Genomic DNA, 23,508 nt, shown 5'->3' on the forward strand with positions numbered 1-23,508 from the left:
CCCAACAAGCCTGTAAGGCTTGCCCAACAAACAAATAGGCCGCCCCTACAGGACGGTATTTCAGACTTAGATGTCATTTTGCTACCGATAGGATGTGCCTACAGCACATTTATCATAACCCATAAGTTTACCAATTAGTCAGAATCCCAAATCAACCAACAAGTCCCAGAGGGACTTCCTATTGGAAGAAACTGCCTTCCGAGGAGGGATCACAAGCCTGTAGGGCTTGCCTGTTGGTAGAGAATTGCAACAAATAACCCAACAAGCCTGTAGGGCTTGCCCAAAAAACAAATAGGCCGCCCCTACAGGACGGTCCCGCAATCCTGAGCACACTTACTACCAATAGAACGTATCCTACTTACCCCCCATCAAAACACCACCACCCCTTCCGGAAACACACAGGCATCCAAGGCCACATCATGGGCTTCACTCCTGATCTGATCCACAGGGGCAAAAAAACTCAACCCAAGCTTAAATACATCACTTCCTAAACTTTTAAAAAACCTATCATAAAAACCCTTGCCGTAACCTAACCTATTACCCATACGATCAACCACCAAAAGAGGCACCAAGACCACCTGGATTTTTTCCGGGGAAACAGTTTTTTTTATCACCGGCTCAGGTATCCCCAATTCATTGGTGGCCAAATCAATTTCCCGTGTAATGTTCAAGGTGAGCATTCCTTCTTCCCCACTCTTGATATATGAGGTGTAAACCTGGCTCCCATTTCCCCTTAGATAAGTCAAAATCGGAAAAGTATCCACTTCCCTGTTTTTTTTGATAGGCAAAAAAAGGTGAATATGCCTCCACTCAGGATGTGCTCCTAAAAGTTCAATTGTATGTCCTGCTATCAGTTCTGATAACCTACCTGCTTCACCTTCAGGCAAGGCTTTTCTCTTCTCTTTAAATTCCTTTCTAAGCTCTTGCTTATTCATGCCCTGTTCTCAATATCATATACCCAAAATCCAAAGGGTCAAATAACTCATACAAGCTTTCCACAAAACCCTCATCCTCCAGGTAGAACTTCATAAAGTTCTCTACCCTTTCCTGTGGACTCCCCCCTGGGTTCATATAAATAAGGAGTTCTTCCCTTTGGCGTATTTGATTACTAAGCTTTTTTTCCTCTGCTTTGCGAACCTTGGTAGCAAGCTGGTCAAGAATTTTTTGGGCACGGACTTCTGCTGCCGCAAAAGCATCAGCCAAGCTCTTTTCAAGATCGGTGATTTTGTAGGAAGCTTGAGAAAACAATTGGTGCAAAGACTCTTTTTCTTCCGAAAGGCTGATATCTGTTGCAGCATTTTCCTTCACAAATTCCTTTTTCCATAAAAGAAAATCTTCAAACAACCTTTCTTCGGACAGTTCCAGCTTGCTGACTTTTCTTTGTGCGTATGTATTCAATACCAAAGCGAAGTTTCTGGGCATAATAGCCGGAAGCGGAGTTTGGTAATGATCAAAAATACTTTTGAGCTGCAGCCAATATGCCACTTCAGCAGGGCCGCCCAGATAGGCTATATTTGGTAAAATCATTTCCTGATAAAGTGGCCTCAATACTACATTGGGGCTGAAGCGCTCTGGATGGGATTCAACCTCCTCCAATAGCGCTTTTTCAGTAAAAGAAATTTCTGTATTCAACACCTTATATATGTCCCCCACTTTTTCTATTCTTTCCCGCAGCCCCTCTACCATGTAAAAGAAATTGATCTCCCGTGGGAAAACCTGGCTTTTATACCCAAGTTCTTCCAGTTTTTGGGTTTGGGATCCACATAGTTCATTTGCCTTATGATTGAGCACATCGTCCTGAATAACTTCCTTAAAACATCTTTTCAATTCAGGCAATTTACCGTCAACGATCAAAAGCCCTCTTTCTCCAAAAAGAGTGTGGACATATTTTCTAACAGCTTCTGAAAGGGTCTTGGATTCCAAATAGGCCTCTTGGAAGAAGTCGGGAACAAAATGCTGTACTGACCTGAAAAACTCCTTAAAGCTCTTGTCTAGTAAAAAATCCCCAACTGCTCCTGATTGTGCTGTGTTCCATTGATATTTTTTTCCATCCAGTTTAAAATAATTGATCTCCTCAAAATCATGATCCTCAGTAGCCATCCAATACACAGGGATAAAATGACTCTCCGGGTAAGCTTGATTTAATTTTTCTGCCAGATTGATCGTAGAGACAATCTTGTATATAAAATAAAGGGGACCAGTAAACAGGTTCAACTGATGCCCAGTGGTTACAGTAAAAGTATTTTCCTCCCCAAGCTTTTCTATTTGTTGCTGGGTAACCTCTGAAATATCCATGCCGGAGTATTGTTCTTTGATAGAAGCAGAGAGGATTTTTCTGGTACTTTCCGGAAAATTCTTTGCCTCGGTAAGGTTCCGGAAGTTTTCCAGATCCGGAAATTGGTTGTAAAAAGGGCTAAGTGTATTTTTTTTTCCAAGATAATCCAAAAAAAGTGGAGAAAACTGTCCGGTACACGCGGGGTCAACAGTGTTTTTGTTCATGGAATCAAGGGTTCAGTGTTTGTTTTGAAGGTACAAAGGTTTCTAACTACCCAACAAATGATAAAGTTCGTAATTTAATTCGAATTACAAGAGTGGTCATACTTGTAGGGCGGTGGAAAGCGTATAGCTTTTGGTGACGGCATCAATGATCCGGAGGCTTTGACTTTGGCAGACTTGAGTTTAGCTAGGGGGGAAGGGACAGATATTGCCATGGATGTGGCAGAAATCACATTGGTCCAATCAGACTTGACCCAAATACCAAAAGCACTTGCCCTGACCAAAAAGACAGTAAAGGTAATCCGCCAAAACCTTTTCTGGGCATTTGTTTACAATGTGATGGGAATCCCCATAGCTGCAGGAATTCTTTATCCGGTTTCGGGGTTTTTACTGAATCCTATGCTTGCTGGGGCAGCAATGGCACTTTCTTCTGTATCTGTAGTAACAAATAGTTTGAGATTGAGAAGGTGAAGGAGAGATGAGAGATTCAAGACTTGCACTTGCAAGAAATTCTCTCTCAGATTCTTTGCACCTTTGGGTCCTTGGCATGAACCAAAAAATAAAAACCATGAAAAAATTCAAAACAAATATCAAATGTGGAGCATGCGTAGCTGCTGTAAAGCCGGAAATGGACAAATTGGAAAACACCAAATGGGAGGTTGATCTTTCCCATCCGGAAAGAATTTTAACGATTCAGGGTGAGGTGTCTGCAGACAGAGTGACAAAGGCCCTGGAAAAAGCAGGGTATCGGGGAGAGGAGATTTGATCAAACAAAACCCATCCGAATAGCTTTAATTTCTTAGCTTTGCCCAAAATAAAAGATGATCAACTACCAAAAAATTGTTCTGCAAAACGGCCTTGTAGTGCTGGTTCATGAAGATCCTAGCAGCAAGATAGCGGTAGTCAATTTGCTCTACAAAGTAGGCTCAAGGAATGAAATACCCGGTAAAACCGGCTTGGCACATTTCTTCGAACACCTGATGTTTGGAAGTTCCAAGAACGTGCCTGTATTCGATGCCGCTCTTGAAAAGGTAGGAGGTTCTTGCAATGCTTTTACCAATACAGACATCACCAATTATTACATCACGCTTCCTGCAGTCAATCTGGAAACAGCATTTTGGCTGGAATCAGACCGGATGTTTCAGTTGAACCTCAGTGAAAAAACCATCGAGACTCAAAGAAAAGTAGTCATAGAAGAGTACAAACAAAGGTACCTCAACCAACCTTACGGAGATGTTTTCCATCATCTTCGGGATTTGGCTTTTGATACTCATCCTTACAAATGGCCCACTATAGGAAAAGAAATAGAGGATATTGTAAATTACAAAAGGCTTGACATAGAGGAGTTTTATCTCAGTCATTACAGCCCCGACAATGCTGTTTTGGTCGTGGCAGGTGGAATTAAAGCTGAAGAAGTCAAGTACCTGGCTGAAAAATGGTTTGCCGACATTCCTTCAAGTCATATTCCGAAAAAAACAGTACCCCAAGAATTGCCACAAACATCCAAAAAGGCCAAGACAGTTATGGCAGATGTACCCACAGATGCTCTGTACAAGGCATTCCACATGCCAGCAAAGCTAAAGGATGGCTATCTGGAATCGGATTTGATTACAGATATTATCGGATTTGGAAGGTCTTCTCTATTGGAACAACGACTCGTCAAAAATGGTCATATCTTTGCCTCGGTGGGAGCCTACATTCTCGGTACAGTAGATCCGGGATTGATGGTATTTTCGGGAAAAATGGAGAAAGGGCAAAGTGCGGAAAAAGCGGAAAAAGTGCTGGATGATTTGATCTTGGAGTTTTTGCAATCCACCATTGAGGATCGCATGCTGACCAAAGTAAAAAATCAGGCCGAAGCCATGAAAACGTATGAATCTGTACAGCTGCTGAACCGGGCAATGAGTTTAGCCTATTATGCACACTTGGGAAATCCTGACCTTTATCAGACTGAGTATGAAAAGAAAACCCAAATTCCCTCAACTCAGATTATGGAATGGGCAAACGCCATATTAAAAGAAGAAAATTCCTCAGTGCTTTATTATAAGTCTAAAGGGGAATAATCATTTAAAAGGAAATAGAGAGGAAATATGGTAGATATATGCTTTGCGAAATATGGTGGAAATATTTCTACAATATTTCTATTTATTTCATCTGTATTTCCATCTAATTTCTATTTATTTCAAAGTATTTCTACACTATTTTAATATTAAATCAACCTTATTAGTATAAATAATGACAAATTTTAGGATAGGCTTTGGATATGATGTCCACCAACTTAGGGAAGAATACGATTTTTGGCTAGGGGGTATCAAGCTGGATCATGAAAAAGGAGCTGTTGGACACTCTGATGCTGATGTGCTCATCCATGTGATATGTGATGCATTGTTGGGTGCAGCAGACTTGAGGGATATTGGCTTTCATTTTTCTGACAAGGATCCGAAATACAAAGGTATTGACAGCAAAATTCTTCTCGGGGAGGTAATGCAGTTGATCCGTGATAAGGGCTTTGAAGTCGGCAATATCGACAGTACGGTCTGCTTGGAAATGCCAAAACTTAAGCCCCATATACCTGCCATCAAAGAATGTCTTGCTGAAGTAATGGGAGTAGAAAAAGGTCAGATTTCTGTAAAAGCGACTACCACGGAAAAGTTGGGATTTGTAGGTAGAGAGGAAGGAGTTTCAGCTTATTGTGTTGCCTTGATTTATAAAGTGTAATATGGGAAAAGAAGTAAAGATCATCACCACAGAAGACGGTTCGCATTCTTTGTTTTTACCTGAACTGAATGAAACATACCACTCCTTTCACGGAGCCTATAGAGAGTCAGTGCATGTGTTTATGTTGTACGGCTTAGAAGCTTGGTACTCCAAAAATTCCGACCGTTTCCCGATCAGGATTTTTGAGGTTGGATTTGGAACTGGATTAAATGCCTGGCTCACTTTAGTCTGGGCGGAGCAATATAAAGTGCCTGTCTTGTACCATAGCATTGAACCCTTCCCATTGGAAAAAGAAGTTTACTCCCAATTGAATTACACAGAAGTAGACGAAACCATCTACCATTACGCCCCTTATTTTCAAAGACTTCATGAAGCAAAATGGAATGAAGGTGTAATCATGTCTGAGTATTTCAATATGAAAAAAGATAGCTGCACGCTTGAAGATGCAGTTTTGTATCCTTCAGATGTGGTATTTTTTGATGCTTTTGCCCCAAACAAACAACCTGAACTATGGACCAAAGAAATGCTGGGCAAAGTAACCGAAACTATGAATCCAGGTGCCTCATTTACCACCTATTGTGCAAAAGGTCAGGTAAAAAGAGATTTAGGGGCTTTGGGTTTGCAGGTAGAGACCTTACCTGGCCCTCCTGGAAAAAAGGAGATGACAAGAGGCTGGAAGAAGTGATATCAGAATTTGATTTTACGCCTATCTGAATCAATTTGAACACCATTTTATTTATTTCTCAGCATGACCTACTCATTCAACCTATTTCTCCAAGCAAAAGCGAGCATTGGCAGTTGTTGGTAACTGTTGACTCCGGCTTTTACACCCTGTGTTTTGAGAAATAGGTCATTGGATTTTCTGCTCAGTTCCAAATTGATGGGCTTGATCGCTTGCTGAGCTTTCTGGATTGAAAGCAGGTCGTTTTTGATACCGGCAGGCAAAGTCTTGTAGAAGTGACTGTATAACTCCTTTGACATGCGGTACAGATCATTCATCTGATAGCGGAGCAGTCTCAATTGACCCGAATATTGCAAAAGAGCATCATCAGAATTGGAACAAATTACCCATGCGATAAAGTTGGCCTCACCTTCGTCAGTCACCCCATAGCTATGCGCCATTTCATGAGCTATCGTGAAGGGCTTTTCCAGAGGGTGCAAAGTAGGGTCAATATAGCTTTCCCCGGTATAAGGAAAGTAGATCCCCAAAATCCCCATCCTTCTCATAAAACCAGCAGGATAAAACTGTTTAGTTCTTGGTTCACCGGTAAAATTCAGGCCCAAGATGTAAAGATTCTCCCTCATATTTGCCCTGACCAGTTTTTCTAAATCCGGGTATTCCATGATCTCCTCTATCGCCAATGTATCAGCGCTGATATTAAAGCGAAGCTGATTGCTGATATTCCTTGTCAATTCAAGCTCTTGGATCAACTGGGTTTCATTCAAAGGTACAGGCTTGAGTTCTAACTGTTGAAAAATCGGAATTCTCTGGTAATTGAAGCCCCAAAGGATCAGAAACAAAAAAACCAAAGCACCTAATCCATTGAAAAGTGATCTGATACTGAAGCCTAACCTGTACTTCCAGCCCTGAATCTGGATAAATTTATAGATAAAATAAGCAATCACCACAATGACTGCGGCCACAAAAATATAAACCGTGGCAAAAGGCAATTGTGAGACTGTCTTATCAATGATATTTCTAATGCCGGGAAAAAAAGACCTGGAATAGATTTCTTCTGTTTTTTCGGGATATTTAACAGCAAAATGCCTGACCAGTAAACTGATCAGGCCTAAAATCGTCCAAGTCCAATTTCCTCTCAACACTATATCAAACCCCTTCTGCCTGAACTTCCTTTACTTCGTCCGGAAGCATTCTGGTCAATAAATTCTGGATTCCTGCTTTGAGCGTAACAGTGCTGGAGGGGCATCCTGAGCAACTGCCCTGAAGCAAAACTTTGACTATCCCTTCATGAAAACTGTGGAAAACAATAGCGCCTCCATCTTGCTCTACCGCCGGTCTGATATATTCATCCAATATCCCTTTGATTTTTTTTACTGTTTCTGAGTCATTTTCATCAAACAAAGGATCTTTGTCAAAATTAGCCTGTACAGCAGCCTTGCCTGACTCCAAGTAAGACTTGATATGATTTCTCAGGAAATCCTGAATTTCTGCCCACTCCACTTCTGCCTTTTTGGTCACAGTGACAAAGTTTGATGCAATAAAAACCCTGTCCACTGCCGCAAAATTAAACAACTCTTTAGCCAAAGGCGAGTTTTCCGTACTTGCAGCGTCGGGATAATCAAAGCTAATTCCATCATCTGCCAACATAAAATTCACCACAAATTTTAATGAATTCGGATTTGGATTGGCTTCCATGTAAATATGTACAGGTCTTTTCTGTGCTTGTAGCATGATTTTTTCGATTTCTGAATATTGTTATGACATAAATACTGATATCACAGCGGAATAGTTCCTTTGAAGTTTACTTTTGCCATTTAGCTTCTCTGATTTGGAAAAGGTAGGTCAATGTAAACTCCAAAGTAGTGATATTGAGGTCAAAAATTCTGTCCTGAGACTCTTGATCACCAAATTCATAGGCGAACCTGCCATCCAAAGCCAAGGTACTCTTTCCAAATAATTTGGAAACTCCTGCACCTATAGAAAGGCCATACATCAGCCGTTTGGGATCATCTCCCGGTTGTCCATAGGTTGGCAACTCTGTCAGTTCTACATCAAACTCTCTAGATACATCCCGGGCATCCAAAAGATATCCAATATGAGGGCCAAGTTTGATATGAAATCTTCCAGACCTTCCAAAATAAAAATTAGAAAGCAATGGGACTTTGAGGTAATCAAATTCTGTTCTATTTACCGCCAATTGATCATTCTCCTGGTTGAATCCTAGAGTGATGTATTGAAACTCCAGTTGGAGACCCGCATTTTTCTGACCGAAGTGCTCCAAAACAAATGCATAAGTCTGCGCAGTAACCCCATCAGAAAACTGAATCGGCCTCCCAAGCTGGTACCTATAACTCACAGAGGAAACAGAAGCTCCTCCCCTGAAACCAAAACTGGTCTGAGCTTCTGATATTGAAGAGAAAGTACTCATGAAAAAGAGGAAAAGACAAATGTATCTGATACGCATGCCCAAAATTAAGGATACTTTGGAATTATCCGCTCCCTATCAGATTTATACAGACAATATTTACTCATCTGCTGCAATTGGAATCAGCAAGGTGCCCCTCACGGGGTTGCCATTGATATCCAAGCCTTCCACGACCAAGAATTTGGGACTTGAAGTGTCATTGGTATAAAACTCAATACTTACCTTTCCTGTGCTACTTTCAGTCACCAAATAAGGGTTCCAATAAAGGGTCACGCGCTCATCTTTCTCTGGAAGTTCTTCGGCTGTAGAATAATCAAAAGGCACATAATTGCTTGGCATTCCAAAACCCTCTATGACCATATTGCTCATTCCTGGGGAACCGCTGGAAAGCATGGGGGTTTGACTGATTCCTCTTTTCAGGTAAATGGCAATAATTCCATTTCTACCCAGATCTCCCATCATAGAACTTGTTCTGCTCACTACCTCTATTCTATCAATGTCATTTGGGTTGACAGTAGCAATATTATTAGTAGCCAAAACTCCAGGACCCGAAGGCATTGCTGATCCATCTATCATGACCAATGGCTCCATAGAAAGGTTGGAAGAAAGCGCCCCTCCCCTAATTCTGATCTCTTGGGTAGTCGTCACATTCATACCCGGCACCTGTGCTTTCAGACTCATCAAAAGATCCATTACAGTCCCGTTTCTATTGAGGTTATCGCCGCTGACTACATAATCTGCACGGCCATAAATGGCAGAGGAACTGGCAGACTCCTTCTCTGTAGCCACTTCCACTTGTTCAAGTTGAATTGTTTCCTCCTCTAAGGCAGAATAAGTAAAAATGGAGCTAGAAGTAGTAGAAATATCAGGCATAGACAAATGAGCCGGCACAAAAAACGGTGGATTCAATTTCTCTACAAGTTCAAATTTCCCAAAACCTTTCCCTTTCTTGTCAAGCGCCATAAATGAAAAGTCCATGGGACCATAGAATTCCATTTCTTCCATTTGAAAATTACCATCCTTATCAGACTCAAGATCAAAAGAACCTTCAAAGTTGTTCAGGAAAACTGTAAAAGGGGTACTTGTACCTTTCCCTTTATCATTCATAAACTTCCCCTCCACATTCCAAGATGTCTCTAAAGGGTAGGTGAATTTGTCAGGAGTGATATGATCTGGTACATTGACGAAATCCATTCCATTCAACACTGTAACCGGCTCTGGAAACAAAGTAGCATAGTATGTATCCCGTACCGAAACGGATAAATTTGCTGGCACCGACCTTCCTTCAGCATCTTCCAAGGACAGTTCCACCTTAACTTTATCCCGCTGGCCGTACTGTTCTCTGTCAGTCAAAAAAGAAACCTTTATTTCACCCTGCTCTTCAGAAGGCCCTTCTGTGGATAAAATTCTGTCGAATGGGCTCAATACCGGTAAAGTTTTGACAAAGTAAGAATCCGGTCCATAATTTCTGTTCCAGCTGGTATAAGCCCTAATGTAGTATTCATGCTGTTGCAGAGTATCAGGAAGATAAAATTCCCCCACAGCCATGCCATTTTCAATTTTGTATTTTCTCTTTAAAAGAATATCCCGCTCAGCTGAGATTAATTCCACGTGAAGGATTTTACTGAGTTCTCTTTTAAAATCCGGATTGGCATATCTGAAATATGCTTTGAAGAAAACGGGCTCTCCCTGATAATAAAAAGCCCTGTCAGTATGAAGATAAACTTTCTCCTGCAAGCTGCCAGCATCTCTTACCATTTGTCTTTGGAGTCGGTCAGTCAGATTCGGTTTATAATCAAAAGGCAGCATGGTGCTTACTTTTCTCTTATCCATATCTCCAGAAAAAGTAACATCCTTTTCATTTAGAACCATTCCATTGGAATTGACCTGAACATAGTTCCCATTGACTTCCAACCAAGAAATAGGATAAGGCGCATCCCGATAGGTATTTACATTCGAATATCCCTTTTCATAATGGATCTCAATCCTTCCTTTCAGGTAAATCCTGTACTCTCCAGGACGTCTTCCTTCTTGGACCAGGTTATCCGGCTTGTATTCCACAATAGAATTTCCCAATTCATTAGCGAAAATATCAGATCGCAGGTTTCTGCTTTCTGAGCCCCCCGGCTTATCTCCGTAAAGAAAAAATCCTTCCTGATTGTGCTGATTTTCTAGCATCGCCCTAAACATATTCGCAGGGGATTTCAAATAGGTATCCAGCCTGTTACTTTCCCAATTTGATTTGGTTTTTGCATCAGAGGCTTCAAGTTCCGAGAACCTGAGGGCTCCTGCGATAATATGGTATTGAGAAGTATACTGAAATTGCTTCAGGTCAAAAGTAAGCAGATAACCTAAGGCCCTGTTTTCAATTTCGATTGGTTGAATAGCTTCTGCCCTGAAATTATTATTCGAATTATCCTCAGGAAAATCAATAACCCAAGGGTTGAGGATTTCACATTGAGCAGCCAAATCATCGGTACCCAAAAAGTAATTTTTGAATCTTCTCAGATCCCTTTCCCAGGACCTGTCTCTTTTGGCCTTGATCTCGACATCGCTGAGCTCCTGCTCCAAGGACTTAAGGCTCACATTAATAGTGAGTTGTCCATTGGGCTTCACAGAGGCAGGTTTTTGCGTCGCTTCATAGCCCATAAAAGAAAAACCCAATTCAAAATCCCCTACAGGAACATCTTGCAGGAGGTATTTCCCATCAAAATCAGTGGTGGTAGAAATGGTTGAATTATTAATGAAAACGTTACAGAAAGGAAGAGGATCTCCTGTCTGTGCATCTGTAACAATTCCAGAAATAGAACCGGTCTGGGAAAATGCAAGCGCATAAACAAAAATTGAGAGCAGTGTAAAAATCAACTTTTTCATATTAAACTAATTAATAAGTCTGAAATATAGGGAATTGAAAGTAAAAGTCCTAAAAGCTTCTACATACTTAATTAAAAAAATTTGTCAAAATAATCATGTTTTTTAAAAACCCTGCCAAAAAGAAAAAGCCGGGAAATTCCCGGCTTTTGATTACTGCTCTTTATCTTTTCCTTTTTTGATATCATCTATATCTTCTCTGTCTTTCAGCTTCTTATCTTCCACATTTTTATTCAGGAATTCATTCAGCTTATCAATCGGGAAAGAACTGGAGATCTCTCCAAAGGAATTGATATTCATTTTGAATCCATCCAAGTCTTTGTGGACTTTGGGCTTTTCGTCTTTTTTGGATTTTTTAGCCATAATAAGATAATTTACGGAGTGTTTACCTCAAGGTTATTTAAAGCAAAGCGAATTCTGCTAATAAGTTCATCCTTCCCAATGATACTGAAAACAGCCATGAGGTCAGGACCTGCACCCACTCCTGTGACTGCCAACCTTACTGCCTGCATAACCTTACCCAATTTGATGCCATTGTCTGACGCCGCTTCTTCCAGTAAGGATTTGGCAGATTCTGGACTTAAAGAGTCGGCAAAAGCTGACAATTTTTCCTCATACGAAGTCAACACAGCTACTGCATCATTGTTCCACCTCTTCGAAACGACACTTTCATCAAAAGTATTTGGAGCTACAAACATAAACTTTCCCTCTTTCCACAAATCTGCCGGGAAAGTTGCTCTTTCTTTCATGATATGTGCAATCTGAGCGGCTTTTGACTCATCTACAACTAAGCCCTCTGCCTGAAGATCTTCGACTAAGTACTTGGCAAGATCTTCATCAGGTTTGGCTCTTAGGTATTGCTCATTATACCATTTAGCTTTATTGATATCGAATTTTGTCCCTGATTTTCCGATTCTCTCAATAGAAAAGGCCTCAATCAATTCTTCCATGGTAAAGAGTTCTCTGTGATCTCCAGGGTTCCATCCCAGAAATGCAAGGAAATTAAGGAATGCATCCGGGAGATAACCTTGTTCACGGAACCCCATGGCTGTTTCTCCTGAGTTAGGATCTTTCCAATCCATAGGAAATACTGGGAAACCATGCTTGTCAGCATCTCTTTTAGAAAGCTTTCCATTACCATCTGGCTTTAATAAAAGCGGAAGGTGGGCAAATTCAGGCATGGTATCTTCCCATCCAAAATACCTGTACAACAATACGTGCAGCGGAGCCGAAGGCAACCACTCTTCTCCTCTGATGACATGAGTAATCCCCATCAGGTGATCATCTACGATATTGGCAAGGTGATAAGTAGGCATACCGTCTGATTTCATCAAGACTTTATCATCAAGAGTCGATGAATGTACCATCACCCAGCCTCTGATCAGGTCGTTTAACCTGACTTCTTCTTTTCTAGGGATTTTGATACGGATCACATAAGGCTCTCCCGATTCCAATCTCGCTTTGACCTCATCTTCCGGTAAGGTAAGGGAGTTTTTCATCTGCGTCCTTGTAATGGAATTGTATTGTGGAGAAACTACCCTTGCAGCCGTAAGCCTTTGTCTCATTGCTTCCAGTTCCTCAGCAGTATCAAAAGCATAATATGCATGGCCTTTCTCCACCAAATCCATAGCGTACTGCATATACATTGGCTTTCGCTCTGACTGTCTGTAAGGACCAACAGCCCCAGGATTCCAAGGACTTTCATCAGGATCTATTCCCAACCAGTTCAAAGCTTCTTGGATGTATTCCTCAGCTCCAGGCACAAAACGGGTCTGGTCAGTATCTTCTATTCTTAACAAAAATTTACCGCCTGTTTTTCTGGCAAAAAGATAATTATAAAGTGCTGTTCTAACACCTCCGATATGTAATGCACCAGTGGGTGATGGGGCAAATCGTACACGTACTTCTCTGTTCATCATGCGTATGTTTCTTGCTTAAGGATAACAGGAAATTAGATTCCTTGTTGAATTTTTAATACTCAAATCAGGGGGCAAAGATAGGCAATTTTCAACACTTGGTCGGGGATAGTCCCACTTAAACACTTACAGACTTTTGAAATCCCCAAAAACAAAACCCTTTGCCTACAATCTTTTGGAAGTATAATGAAAAAAGGGGAATCCATTTCCGGATTCCCCTTTTTTACCAAAGACAAAGTCTTATTTACGATGTCTGATTTTCTCCTTGATTTTGGCAGCCTTACCTTGACGGCCTCTCAAGTAGAACAATCTAGCTCTTCTCACTTTACCTTCTCTCAATAATTCGATTTTCTCGATAGATGGAGAAAGGATAGGGAAAATTCTTTCAACTCCGATTCCATTGGAAATCTTTCTCACTGTGAAAGTTTCGCCGTTAGAGTTAGGGTTTTTTCTTTGGATAACTGTTCCTTGGAACTGCTGAACACGCTCTTTGTTTCCTTCCGTAATTCTTACGTGAACATTGATAGTATCTCCAGCCTTGAAAGAAGGGAATTTTTTTCTAGCTTCGCTGAATTCCGCTTCTACAAATTTAATTAGATCGCTCATAGCTTTATATTTTTTGTGTCCTAGCTATTTGCCCGACACATGTTGAATAAATTCAATTTACACTTGCTTTTTTTCTCGCCTTTAGGTTTCCCTTCCCTGTAAAAGGTCCGGTCTTCTTTCTTTAGTACGGCGAACCGATGCTTCAAACCTCCAGTTTTCAATTTTGGCCTGATGACCTGACATCAATACTTCCGGTACTTTCATCCCTTCATATTCTGAGGGTCTAGTGTAAACCGGAGGAGCGAGAAGCCCATCTTGGAAGGAGTCTGTCAGTGCTGAAGTTTCGTCATTGAGTACTCCGGGGATCAAGCGGATGATGGCATCTGCAACAACTGCTGCTGCCAATTCTCCTCCAGAAAGCACATAGTCTCCTATGCTGATTTCTCTGGTGATGTACTTTTCTCTGACCCTTTCGTCTACACCTTTATAATGTCCACATAGGATGATGAGATTCTGCTTGAGGGAAAGTTCATTTGCCATAGATTGGTTAAATGTTTTTCCATCAGGACTCATATAAATCACTTCATCGTATTCCCTTTCGCTCTTCAATGCAGCAATGCATTTGGCTATGGGCTCTATCATCATGACCATTCCGGCTCCGCCTCCAAAAGCATAGTCATCGACTTGCCTTTGTTTGCCTTCGGTATAATCTCTCAGGTTATGCACTTTGACTTTGGCTATTCCTTTGTCTTCAGCTCTTTTTAGGATAGAGTGGGAAAAAGGCCCTTCCAATAATCCCGGCACAACTGTGATGATATCAATGTGCATCAGTCTTCCAAGTATATGTCAAGTAATCCTTCGGGCAATTGACAGTAAACTTTCTTTTCTGCCTTATCAACCTTCTGAACAATTCCATCCTGAAGTGGTATCAGAACTTCCCTGCCTTTGTGTTCTACGCCCAGCAAATCCTGCGTTTCCAGGTCATAAATAACCTTTACCTCACCGATTTGCCCAATATTTTGATCCAAAACCTCAAAACCTATGAGTTCATGGTAGTAATACTGATCATCTTTCAATTCTTCCAGCTGGCTAAGAGGCAGATAGAGTGCCGAACCTACTAGGTTAGATGCTGCCTCTACTGAATCGTATTCCTCAAATTTTGCTAAAACTTTGTTTGCATGCTGCAAAACAAAATGTTCAAGAAATAGAGGAACCAGTCTGGATTTTTGTTCTACAAAGATATGTTTGATGTCCTCGTAGTCTTCGGGATAATCCACATCCAAAACGATGCTTACTTCACCATGCAATCCATGAACTTTGGCTATATAGCCCAATTGAAAACAATTGTCTTTGTTCATGGCGGGTTTGAATCTTAAGCTTTGTTTTCTTCGCTTTCTTCAGCAGATGCTTCTGGAGCATCACCTTCTGCTGCTGCTTCTGGAGCTTCCTGAGCTGCAGCCTCAGCTTCCGCTGCTGCCTTTGCTTCGTCTTCTCTGGCTTTGATTGCGTCAAGTCTAGCTTGGTTTTTCGCAGTTTCAGCATCAAGGGCTTTCTGACGGGCATCAGCTTTTGCCTGCGTCAATTTGTCTACTTTGCCAGTGATTGCTTCTTCTTTCTTAGCTTTCCAAGCTTCGAATTTCTCATCAGCCTGTTCTTGGGTGATAGCACCTTTTAAGACACCGATTTGAAGGTGTTTTTTCAACAATACACCTCTGTAAGAAAGCATAGCTTTTACAGTATCGGTTGGCTGAGCACCGTTCAACAACCATTTGAGAGCACGCTCATTGTTGATGTTGATAGATGCAGGGTCAGTGTTGGGATTATAAGTCCCTAATTTCTCGATAAAGCGTCCATCCCGTGGAGCTCTAACATCAGCTACTACAACGTCATAGATGGCTAATTTTTTTCTGCCTCTACGCGCTAATCTGATTTTTACTGCCATATTAAATTGATATTTAGTGAATTGATGGAACCCGTCCATCCTGATTTTTGGACTGCAAAGATAGGGCTTTATTAATCAAAAGCACAAATGCCTTTGAATATATTTGCTTGAATGGAGAAGAATGCTTTAAATTGCGGCACAATTGAGAGAAGCGAGAGACAAGAGTCTTGGTTCTTAAGTCTAATTTCTAGCAGCTTCTTTTAATCGTAGTCTTTAAAGTAAGACATAAGCCTAAAGTTGCGGGTTCCCAGTCTAAGGTCTTGCATCTCGCCTCTATAAGTCTCAAACAAGGACTCGTAGTTCAATGTCCGCCCGGATGACAGCGGTCTGACGGGTCCGCCCGGATGACAACGGTCGGACGGGAATAGAATAGAAGTTTCCTAAACTTTAGATTACACTATAAAAGTTAGTCTAATTTTTTTAGGATCAATGAAAATAGTTAGACAAAAGAAGTCTAAATAAGAGTATTTGAAATAAGTCAACCAAAATGGCCTCGTAGTTCAATGGATAGAATAGAAGTTTCCTAAACTTTAGATACAGGTTCGATTCCTGTCGAGGCTACAATCTTTCTCAACTTTTTTATGATGAAGGGAGTGTTTTATGCTTACGTGTTGAAAAGTATGCTCCATGATTATTTTTATAAAGGTCATTGTAAGGATCTTCAAAAAAGACTTTTGCAGCACAATTCAGGCATGACTGCTTCAATTAAACCTTTCATTCCCTTTGAAATTGTTTATTATGAGGAATTTGAAACCCTACAGGAAGCAATCAAAAGAGAAAAATATTTAAAATCAGCTGCAGGAAGAAGGTTTTTGAAAAAAATCATAGCCTCGTAGTTCAATGTCCGCCCGGATGACACCTGTCGGACGGGTCCGCCCGGATGACAACGTTCAGACGGGTCCGCCCGGATGACACCTGTCGGACGGGCGGGTGTCGAGGCTACATCGAATCCAAGCAGAAATGCTTGGTTTTTTTTGTCAAAAAATTAGATGGTGGACTTATATTCGCTACTAAAAATGGATGAAAGAAACGGTGTTGATTGAATGGATACTATTGACTGGGGTTGCGAGTGTAAGTTATTGAAAGATTGGAGAACCGTCTCTATGTAATTGATAGGTTTGTTTGTTTGGGGAGAGAGTGCTATTTTTTGGTAGTTAGGTTATAAATGTTAAACGAGATTTTAAATCCTTTTTACGAGTATCCGCATCACTGCACGTAGCCATTTATTATTTTGAACCAGTTCTTTATGCTAAATTCTAATCAAAATTTTATTATAAAGCTACTTTTTCCTTGATGAAAAAGTAGCCAAAAAATCAAGAATTTCGAATCCTATCCACGCTCAAGGCCTGCGCTGGCCTCCCGTACGTACGGGAAAATTCATCCCACCCTCCAAAGTTTCAATTTACAGTTAGAAGTAAAGTTGATGGTTTGGTTCTTAAAGTTCAACGTGCAAAGATCCGGATACACATAATCCTTTTTAACTCATTTCGATATTACAAATTCCATAAAGCGGAAATTCCGAATAGCAGAACCTTATTCAAAATGCCCTTAATGATGCTTTATTATGGGGCTGTGTCATTGTTTTATCCATTTAAATACGGCATTGATATGGATATGATATGGAGTTGATACAGGCTTATTAATAGAAAGCTGCAAATTACCATTGCCTTTGGGTCAAATCTATTTCAAAGAAATGATGGCTAAATAAGCAGGAAGTATGGTCACAACATCTGTTTCGTTGCCCAAAAGCATCAATTCTTAATTTTCAAGTAATTCATTTATAACAAACCTTAACTGTTGTTTTTTGACAGAATTCCAACATGGTGCAAATCTTGTTGGGCAAAAATCAAGAATCTATGACTTCATACCTTTCTGCCAATTGGTTTATAAAATCCTCGAAGTCACCTTTATAGTGGGATTTTAAAACAGCCAATTTGTATTTTGTTTTTTCAAAGAATGATACAACTAGCCAATCATTGAAACTACCTAAAAGGTACTCTTCTAGCCAGTTGGTTTCTGGTCTTAAGAAGAAAGTTAGATTGGGATAATGAAGCCTATTAAGTTTTCTTTTTATCCTAAAGGCTAGTTCTATTTGAAAATAATCCCCTTTGTCCATTCTTTTAATAACCAATTCAGGAGTTTCTTTTTTGAATTCGCAAGGTCTCATCCAAGACCTCATTGGTTTGCCTTTTACATACTTCAACCCTCTGGTATGAAAAAAATACACATACTTTTGAGTTAGCAAGAGCTTATAGGCTTGATGCCATAATTTGAAAAGTTGTTTACCCTTTTCTAGTTCCTCACTGGTTGGGACAAAAGTATCATCCCAAGATGAATTGCTAACAGGTGCCAATTCCCGCATTTTGAAGCAGATTTTTGAGAGTTCTTTTTGGTCTTGACTCAATACCAATTCATTGCCGTCATCTTCATTCAAATGAAAAGTAGCAAAAGTCTTTATTTTTTCTCTGTCTTTAGAAGTAACACCATGGAGAGGTACGAGAAATGGATAATGATTTGAGTGAAATGAACTCAGGATTGTGTCTGCTAACGCAAATCCTATGGCCTTGTCAGTAATTGGAAGATTTTCTGCTAAGCTTCTTGGCTGGATTTCATCTTTTGGGATCTCAAGATCATCTTGTAACTCAAGAAGTGGATAGCCAGGTTTGTAAAATGATGGATATTTGGATTTTAATTTTATATCAAACCCTCTCCTATCATTAATAATTTGAAGATACTTACTCCGGCCAGTTTTTGGATCAAAGAAATCAGGCCAATAGTATTTATCAAAGTAGGCTTTTCCGGAAATGCCCATAAATTCACGCAATGCAATGTATACATACCGACTCAAGTAAGAAAAATCCGTATCGAAACTACAACTAACCAGAAGTTCCTTCTCCGTAACTTTCAAATAGACCAGCTTTTTAGGTTCGCCGGGTAACTTTACAGATAAAGTAAGTATTTCATTTCTAAAACTCAGTTCGGTAGTTTCTACTTGAAAGTAATCTATCAGTTTTCCGAATTTTGAATGGGCATTCAGGATTTCTTTCGAAAGGCAAAAAGTGCCTTTTTCCAATGGCAGTTTGAAGAACTTTTTCTCATCGATAGTTTGAATTTTCTTTTTCATAATATTTTGTCTTAAAATTTTTATTCTGAGGTTTTCATTGCTGCAAGTGCATCCATCTTGACACGGCACATGGATTCAACCATTTCGATAAAGGACGAAACCTTCTCCAATAGCTCTTCTGCCTCTTTTTGGGAAACAGTAAAATCCAATGAATACCTTGTCTTGCCATAACTCTTCATTAGAATATCGAAGAGTCTTCTACAGGAAGGCTTTTCTCCAACCAATAAGAGATGGGGTTCATCGGAAAAACTTCTGCATAGCCCCAACAAGCGGTGCAGGTTGTGGAATTCGGATCTGTAGTCTAAATGTATCTTGATCAATAAAATGCAGGATTGCTCTACCGCTTGATGCAGGGAAAAGGTGGTGATATTATAACTCCCTCTGGAGAGACTATCTCTGGCACATTCCAAAAACCCTTTTGCCATAGCCATCCGGCATGAAAAATGTTTTTCGGCTTTTTCCAGTGCATTCGAAGGATTGAACTTGGGTATGAAGAGATTGTCAATAAATCCACTCTTGGTATAGAGGTATTTGCCCTTTGATAAGACGGTGATAAAGAACCGGTTATTGGCCTCAATCTGCTCTTGGATGGTGCTTTCGCCATGACATACGATGGTGGCTTGACCGATTTGGTAATGGTGGTTGACAAAGTCCTGAATTTCATAATCAATTCTGTTGCAGGACTCCATGCAGATCAGCAGACAGCAATGCACTTGTTCGGTTTTATTTTTGACAAAACAGCCCTTCTGCTTATTTTGGAGGGTTTGTTGTCCAAAGGAGATGATCCGGGTTGGTTGAAACTTTTCTACCAGGAGTTCCAAAAATGCATTGAAATGCGCTTTTCTATCTATGTCGGTTTTTGTGATTTGGGTATCCATGCCTCTGCCGTTTTCTGTAAGCCAAATTGGTAGAAAGCAATGAGATAAAATATTCTAAAACAGCATATGCTAGTCGATATTGGGGATAAAATATTCGGTTCCACTTCAACATTTTATACGGCATAAATGGGCAATAAATTATTCAGGTTAAGCCGTTCGAAGAAGGTGAAGGATATGGATTAAGATGGGATGGAAAGTGGTAAGTGTTTATTTTTCTTTGTTTAATTAAGCATTTAAAAATAAATTTGGGAAAGACAATCAACAGAAATCATTAAATTGGCTTTATATAAAATCGCACTATGAAGGAGAGCATTCACCACGGCAGAAATATCAAGCGCTTCAGGGAAATGATGGGCATCAAGCAGGAAGTATTGGCTTTTGAGCTTGGTGAGGATTGGTCGCAAAAGAAGGTTAGTCTTCTAGAGCAAAAAGAAGAAATTGAAGAAGATCTGCTTCGTCAGGTGGCAGAGGTGCTTAAGGTTCCTGCTGAGGCGATAAAGAATTTTACAGAAGAGGCTGCCGTAAATATTATTTCGAATACTTTCAACGATCAGTCCAATGGGTATAATTATTATCCAACGATTAATATTAATCCGATGGAAAAATGGGTTGAAACTTTGGAAGAAAACAAAAAACTGTACGAGCGCTTGCTGGAATCCGAAAGGGAGAAGGTGGAACTTTTGAGAAAGATGCTGGAGAAGTAAGGAAATAGACCTTTTTGGGAAACACTTTTTGTTTTCTGTTCATGACTGGATTTTTTTCCACTGTGGTTTGGAAGTGGGTTGTTTTATTTATTGTGAGTTTCCCCAATGATTGTTATATGTAGAGATAGAAAGGCAAAATTTTTTAGTTGATTTTCTTTGATGAATAGGTGGTATCTGGGGAGAGTTTTTTTAATTTGGGTGGCGATAAAATAAGATGCAATTTAACTCGTGAACAGTATGAAATACATTTTACTCAACAATAATAGTTCTGTAGCTTATGATGATAGTGATGACTCCGATGTAAAAGTCTATATTGATGGTAAACTTCATGATTTCAAAGATAGCACTGAAAATAGAATTGATTATGCAATTGCAACAAAAAGGAATAAATACATCCAAACCCTAAATAATCAATTTGAAAATTTATTACTCTTAACCGGTGCAGGTTCTTCTATTGGTTGGGGTAAAAGTGGAAAATTAGGCAAATCAATGGCTAATTTATGGGATGATGCTGAAGTTCTTTTAACTGCCGAAGTTTTCCGAAAACTACTTGAAACCATTGGTTATAATGAAACGTGGGAAGATGGTACAATAGTAAAGAATTTAGAAAAAGTTCTTTCAATGGCAACTCCAGCTATACCTTATATACCTAAAGCAGATATAGATATTGAAGATTGCGTAAATAGAATTAAAGATTTCATCAAAGAAGCATGCCAACTGAGTTTGCCAGATAATTCACCACACACTCTTTTGTTAAACAAAATAACTAAACGAAAAGTCACTTTGCCGAGATTTAAGCTATTCACATTGAATTACGATTTAATGTTTGAACAAGCAGCTTGTGAAAGTAATTTCGTGGTCATAGATGGATTTTCATTTTCTCAACCAAGAATATTCAGTGGCCGTAATTTTGACTACGATATTGTTTCCCGAAATCAAAGTAGAGTAAAAGAAGAAGATAACTTTATTCAAAAAGTTTTCCATTTATATAAATTACACGGCTCAGTAAATTGGGAAAGACAAGACAATAAAATCATACAGAAAGAAAATCCAAATAGCCCGTTGATGATATATCCACATCAATCAAAGTATGAAAGCTCTTATGAACAACCATATTTTGAAATGATGTCAAGATTTCAATCTAATCTACGAAAGGAGAATGTTTTTCTTATTACAATGGGATTTAGTCTGGGTGACAAGCATATTGTAACGGCAATTGTTGAGGCTCTGGAACAAAACCCAAGTTTTCAATTAATGATTGTAAATAGAAGTATAGATGAGGCCAACGAAAATCTGAAACCTTTTATTGATGCTGCTAAAAAGTATTCCAATATATCTATTGTTTCAGAAACCTTTGAGGATTTCGCTAAAAATTATCCCGACTTAAAATCATACAATCAGGAAAACACAAGACAAATAGTAATTAATCTCCCAAATAGTTAAGCATGAGCTATAGCCCTTTTAATCACAGCCATTTTCTCGGATATGTAAATTTTGTCTCCCCCGCATTTGTGAAAGTGCATTTTCCATCGTCGGTTCTGATGAAAACATTTGTTCACCATGCAGAAGTATTGCGTGGCGGGCTTGTAGGCAATTACATCGTTATTGAGGGAGAGGAAAAAGGGTTTCTGGGCAAAATGTTAGAAATATCATTGCCAGAAAAGGAACGATTGGAATTAAGCGAAAGAACCTTTTCGACTAAGGAATTTCATCCAGTAGGAAAAATAGAAATCCTTTTATCATTTGATCTGTTTGATCCAAGCAGAATAGAAAAAGGCATAAATAGCTTACCGCTTATTGGTTCTAAGGTATTTATTTGTTCGGCAGAATTTCTTTCTACTCATTTTAAGACCTTTGGAATAAAACCGGAGAACATTGAACATTCCCCCACTTTTAGAATGGGAAATTTGATATATGATAAAAATGTTCCGGTAGATATTTCCCTGCAGGCTATATTTAGTCGTCATTGTGCAGTCGTAGGCACAACTGGGGGAGGGAAAAGTTATACTATTAGTAAATTTATTGAGGGAGTTATAGGAACTGGAGCAAAAGCTATAATCTTAGATCCTACTGGAGAATATTCTACATTCGATACTCATCAAAAGGTTGACCACTCAATACTTATTTCGGAAAGCTATTTTCCGTATCAAAACTTAACCATTAATGACTTATTTGTTTTATTTAGACCATCGGGACAAGTACAGCAACCTGTTTTATTAGAAGCTATAAAATCGTTAAAAGTTGCCCATTGCCTGATGAATAATATTCCCAATAACGGTCATAATAACGATGGGACTAACGATACCTTTACATTTAGAGGACAACAAGTAATAATAAACAATGGATTAATCGTAAAGCAAGGTAATTTTACCTCTGCATACAATAACGCCTACTTTACCTATAAAGCTATTATAGAAGATTTTTCAATAAATAATTTTGCCATAAAATTGCTTCATAGGCAAATTGGCAACGAATGCTTTCAAATATTCAACGATCGTTGGGCAAACAATAGAGATGAAAGAAATTTTGGAAATGCTACAAGCTTAATTATGCGTGTTAATAATGTAATATCTGACAACGATTATTCTGGAATGTTTGGGTTTAATACCCCAACCACCAATAACCTAATAACCAAGATAAACGAGTTTTTGAACAATCCAAGCTTAAACGTATTAAGAATTGGTTTTGAAAATGTGCCTTACAATTTTCAAGCAAGAGAAATTTTAGCAAATTCACTGGGAAGATACTTATTGAATAAAGCTCGATTTAATGCTTTCCGAGAAAACCCTTTAATACTCTTTGTGGATGAAGCGCATCAGTTTTTAAACAAGAAAGTGAAGGATGAGTATTTTGAAAGCACAGAATTGAATGCTTTTGATAATATAGCAAAGGAAAGTCGAAAATATGGTTTGTTTTTATGTTTGTCAACACAAATGCCAAGGGATATTCCAGTTGGCACATTAAGTCAAATGGGAACATTCGTTACCCATAGACTGATAAATTACCAAGATAAAGAAGCAATTGCCAGTGCTTGTTCAACTGCCAATAAAGAGACTCTTTCATTCTTACCCTCTTTAGGGGCAGGGGAAGCAATTATTATGGGTGTTGATTTCCCTATGCCCATATCTGTTATGGTCGATTTGCCAACAATTACACCTAAATATGATACCCCAAAATTCACCAAGCCAACGGAGGCTTAAGTTCGG

General features: G+C 39.4%; 22 protein-coding genes, 1 tRNA gene and 1 pseudogene. 10 read left to right on the forward strand and 14 right to left on the reverse strand.

Annotation, left to right across the window (positions count from 1 at the left end; translation table 11 throughout):
* Nucleotides 1–368: 368 nt before the first annotated feature.
* Nucleotides 369–935, reverse strand: coding sequence for a 5-formyltetrahydrofolate cyclo-ligase (locus A33Q_RS10075; protein WP_009033839.1), 567 nt, complete (start codon nt 933–935; stop codon nt 369–371).
* Nucleotides 928–2,499, reverse strand: a complete 1,572-nt coding sequence (bshC, locus tag A33Q_RS10080) for a bacillithiol biosynthesis cysteine-adding enzyme BshC (protein WP_009033840.1) — start codon at nt 2,497–2,499, stop codon at nt 928–930. The genes A33Q_RS10075 and bshC overlap by 8 nt, the downstream gene beginning before the upstream one ends.
* Nucleotides 2,500–2,613: 114 nt before the next feature.
* Between bshC and A33Q_RS10085 the strand changes: the two are divergent.
* From A33Q_RS10085 to mnmD, 5 genes and pseudogenes are all read left to right on the forward strand, one after another.
* A pseudogene (locus A33Q_RS10085) lies at nt 2,614–2,967 on the forward strand (heavy metal translocating P-type ATPase); the annotation flags it as partial.
* A gap of 97 nt (nt 2,968–3,064) precedes the next feature.
* Complete coding sequence (locus A33Q_RS10090) at nt 3,065–3,262, forward strand: heavy-metal-associated domain-containing protein (RefSeq protein WP_040490364.1); 198 nt, start codon at nt 3,065–3,067, stop codon at nt 3,260–3,262.
* 55 nt (nt 3,263–3,317) lie between these two features.
* Nucleotides 3,318–4,559 carry a M16 family metallopeptidase gene (locus tag A33Q_RS10095; RefSeq protein ID WP_009033843.1) on the forward strand — a complete coding sequence of 414 codons (1,242 nt, stop codon included), beginning with the start codon at nt 3,318–3,320 and terminating at the stop codon, nt 4,557–4,559.
* Nucleotides 4,560–4,731: 172 nt separating this feature from the next.
* Complete coding sequence (ispF, locus tag A33Q_RS10100; protein WP_009033844.1) at nt 4,732–5,214, forward strand: 2-C-methyl-D-erythritol 2,4-cyclodiphosphate synthase; 483 nt, start codon at nt 4,732–4,734, stop codon at nt 5,212–5,214.
* A 1-nt stretch (nt 5,215) separates the two neighbouring features.
* The gene (gene mnmD / locus A33Q_RS10105) at nt 5,216–5,899 is read left to right on the forward strand and encodes a tRNA (5-methylaminomethyl-2-thiouridine)(34)-methyltransferase MnmD (RefSeq protein WP_009033845.1); all 684 of its coding nucleotides are present in this window, start codon (nt 5,216–5,218) and stop codon (nt 5,897–5,899) included.
* A 68-nt stretch (nt 5,900–5,967) separates the two neighbouring features.
* On the opposite strand, the gene A33Q_RS10110 is transcribed toward mnmD, so the two are convergent.
* The 10 genes from A33Q_RS10110 to A33Q_RS10155 all read right to left on the reverse strand — a co-directional run bounded on the left by A33Q_RS10110 (nt 5,968) and on the right by A33Q_RS10155 (nt 15,596).
* A complete protein-coding gene (locus tag A33Q_RS10110; RefSeq protein WP_009033846.1) occupies nt 5,968–7,038 on the reverse strand; it encodes a DUF3810 domain-containing protein in 1,071 nt (356 codons plus the stop codon).
* A 4-nt stretch (nt 7,039–7,042) separates the two neighbouring features.
* The gene (locus A33Q_RS10115) at nt 7,043–7,627 is read right to left on the reverse strand and encodes a NifU family protein (RefSeq protein ID WP_009033847.1); all 585 of its coding nucleotides are present in this window, start codon (nt 7,625–7,627) and stop codon (nt 7,043–7,045) included.
* Nucleotides 7,628–7,697: 70 nt separating this feature from the next.
* Complete coding sequence (locus tag A33Q_RS10120) at nt 7,698–8,360, reverse strand: porin family protein (protein WP_009033848.1); 663 nt, start codon at nt 8,358–8,360, stop codon at nt 7,698–7,700.
* 60 nt (nt 8,361–8,420) lie between these two features.
* Nucleotides 8,421–11,195, reverse strand: coding sequence for a carboxypeptidase-like regulatory domain-containing protein (locus tag A33Q_RS10125; protein ID WP_009033849.1), 2,775 nt, complete (start codon nt 11,193–11,195; stop codon nt 8,421–8,423).
* Between the two features lie 150 nt (nt 11,196–11,345).
* Nucleotides 11,346–11,555, reverse strand: a complete 210-nt coding sequence (locus tag A33Q_RS10130) for a hypothetical protein (protein ID WP_009033850.1) — start codon at nt 11,553–11,555, stop codon at nt 11,346–11,348.
* 11 nt (nt 11,556–11,566) lie between these two features.
* A complete protein-coding gene (gene gltX, locus A33Q_RS10135) occupies nt 11,567–13,108 on the reverse strand; it encodes a glutamate--tRNA ligase (protein ID WP_016255052.1) in 1,542 nt (513 codons plus the stop codon).
* 240 nt (nt 13,109–13,348) lie between these two features.
* A complete protein-coding gene (gene rplS / locus A33Q_RS10140) occupies nt 13,349–13,714 on the reverse strand; it encodes a 50S ribosomal protein L19 (RefSeq protein WP_009033852.1) in 366 nt (121 codons plus the stop codon).
* Nucleotides 13,715–13,795: 81 nt separating this feature from the next.
* Complete coding sequence (gene trmD, locus A33Q_RS10145) at nt 13,796–14,482, reverse strand: tRNA (guanosine(37)-N1)-methyltransferase TrmD (protein ID WP_009033853.1); 687 nt, start codon at nt 14,480–14,482, stop codon at nt 13,796–13,798.
* Nucleotides 14,482–15,012, reverse strand: a complete 531-nt coding sequence (gene rimM / locus A33Q_RS10150) for a ribosome maturation factor RimM (protein ID WP_009033854.1) — start codon at nt 15,010–15,012, stop codon at nt 14,482–14,484. The genes trmD and rimM overlap by 1 nt, the downstream gene beginning before the upstream one ends.
* A 14-nt stretch (nt 15,013–15,026) precedes the next feature.
* Nucleotides 15,027–15,596 (reverse strand): 30S ribosomal protein S16, encoded by a 570-nt coding sequence (locus A33Q_RS10155; protein WP_016255054.1) that lies wholly within the window; start codon nt 15,594–15,596, stop codon nt 15,027–15,029.
* A gap of 489 nt (nt 15,597–16,085) precedes the next feature.
* Between A33Q_RS10155 and A33Q_RS10160 the strand changes: the two genes are divergently transcribed.
* A tRNA-Arg gene (locus A33Q_RS10160) sits at nt 16,086–16,157 on the forward strand.
* A gap of 20 nt (nt 16,158–16,177) precedes the next feature.
* Nucleotides 16,178–16,432, forward strand: coding sequence for a GIY-YIG nuclease family protein (locus A33Q_RS10165; RefSeq protein WP_009033856.1), 255 nt, complete (start codon nt 16,178–16,180; stop codon nt 16,430–16,432).
* 1,010 nt (nt 16,433–17,442) lie between these two features.
* Here A33Q_RS10165 and A33Q_RS10170 read toward each other — a convergent pair.
* Nucleotides 17,443–18,720: a hypothetical protein gene (locus tag A33Q_RS10170; protein WP_009033857.1), complete on the reverse strand. Its 1,278-nt coding sequence runs from the start codon at nt 18,718–18,720 to the stop codon at nt 17,443–17,445.
* Nucleotides 18,721–18,740: 20 nt separating this feature from the next.
* A complete protein-coding gene (locus A33Q_RS22425; RefSeq protein WP_009033858.1) occupies nt 18,741–19,598 on the reverse strand; it encodes a HEPN domain-containing protein in 858 nt (285 codons plus the stop codon).
* Nucleotides 19,599–19,897: 299 nt separating this feature from the next.
* On the opposite strand from A33Q_RS22425, the gene A33Q_RS10180 reads away from it, so the two are divergent.
* The 3 genes from A33Q_RS10180 (at nt 19,898) to A33Q_RS10190 (ending at nt 23,502) form a co-directional block, all read left to right on the forward strand.
* Entirely contained in the window at nt 19,898–20,302 is a 405-nt protein-coding gene (locus A33Q_RS10180; RefSeq protein WP_009033859.1) for a helix-turn-helix domain-containing protein, read from the forward strand.
* A gap of 237 nt (nt 20,303–20,539) precedes the next feature.
* Complete coding sequence (locus A33Q_RS10185) at nt 20,540–21,745, forward strand: SIR2 family protein (protein ID WP_009033860.1); 1,206 nt, start codon at nt 20,540–20,542, stop codon at nt 21,743–21,745.
* Nucleotides 21,746–21,843: 98 nt separating this feature from the next.
* Nucleotides 21,844–23,502 (forward strand): ATP-binding protein, encoded by a 1,659-nt coding sequence (locus A33Q_RS10190; RefSeq protein ID WP_200862462.1) that lies wholly within the window; start codon nt 21,844–21,846, stop codon nt 23,500–23,502.
* Nucleotides 23,503–23,508: the final 6 nt, after the last annotated feature.

It is taken from the genome of Indibacter alkaliphilus LW1, from assembly GCF_000295935.2.
In the GTDB taxonomy this organism is placed as follows: Bacteria; Bacteroidota; Bacteroidia; order Cytophagales; family Cyclobacteriaceae; genus Indibacter; species Indibacter alkaliphilus.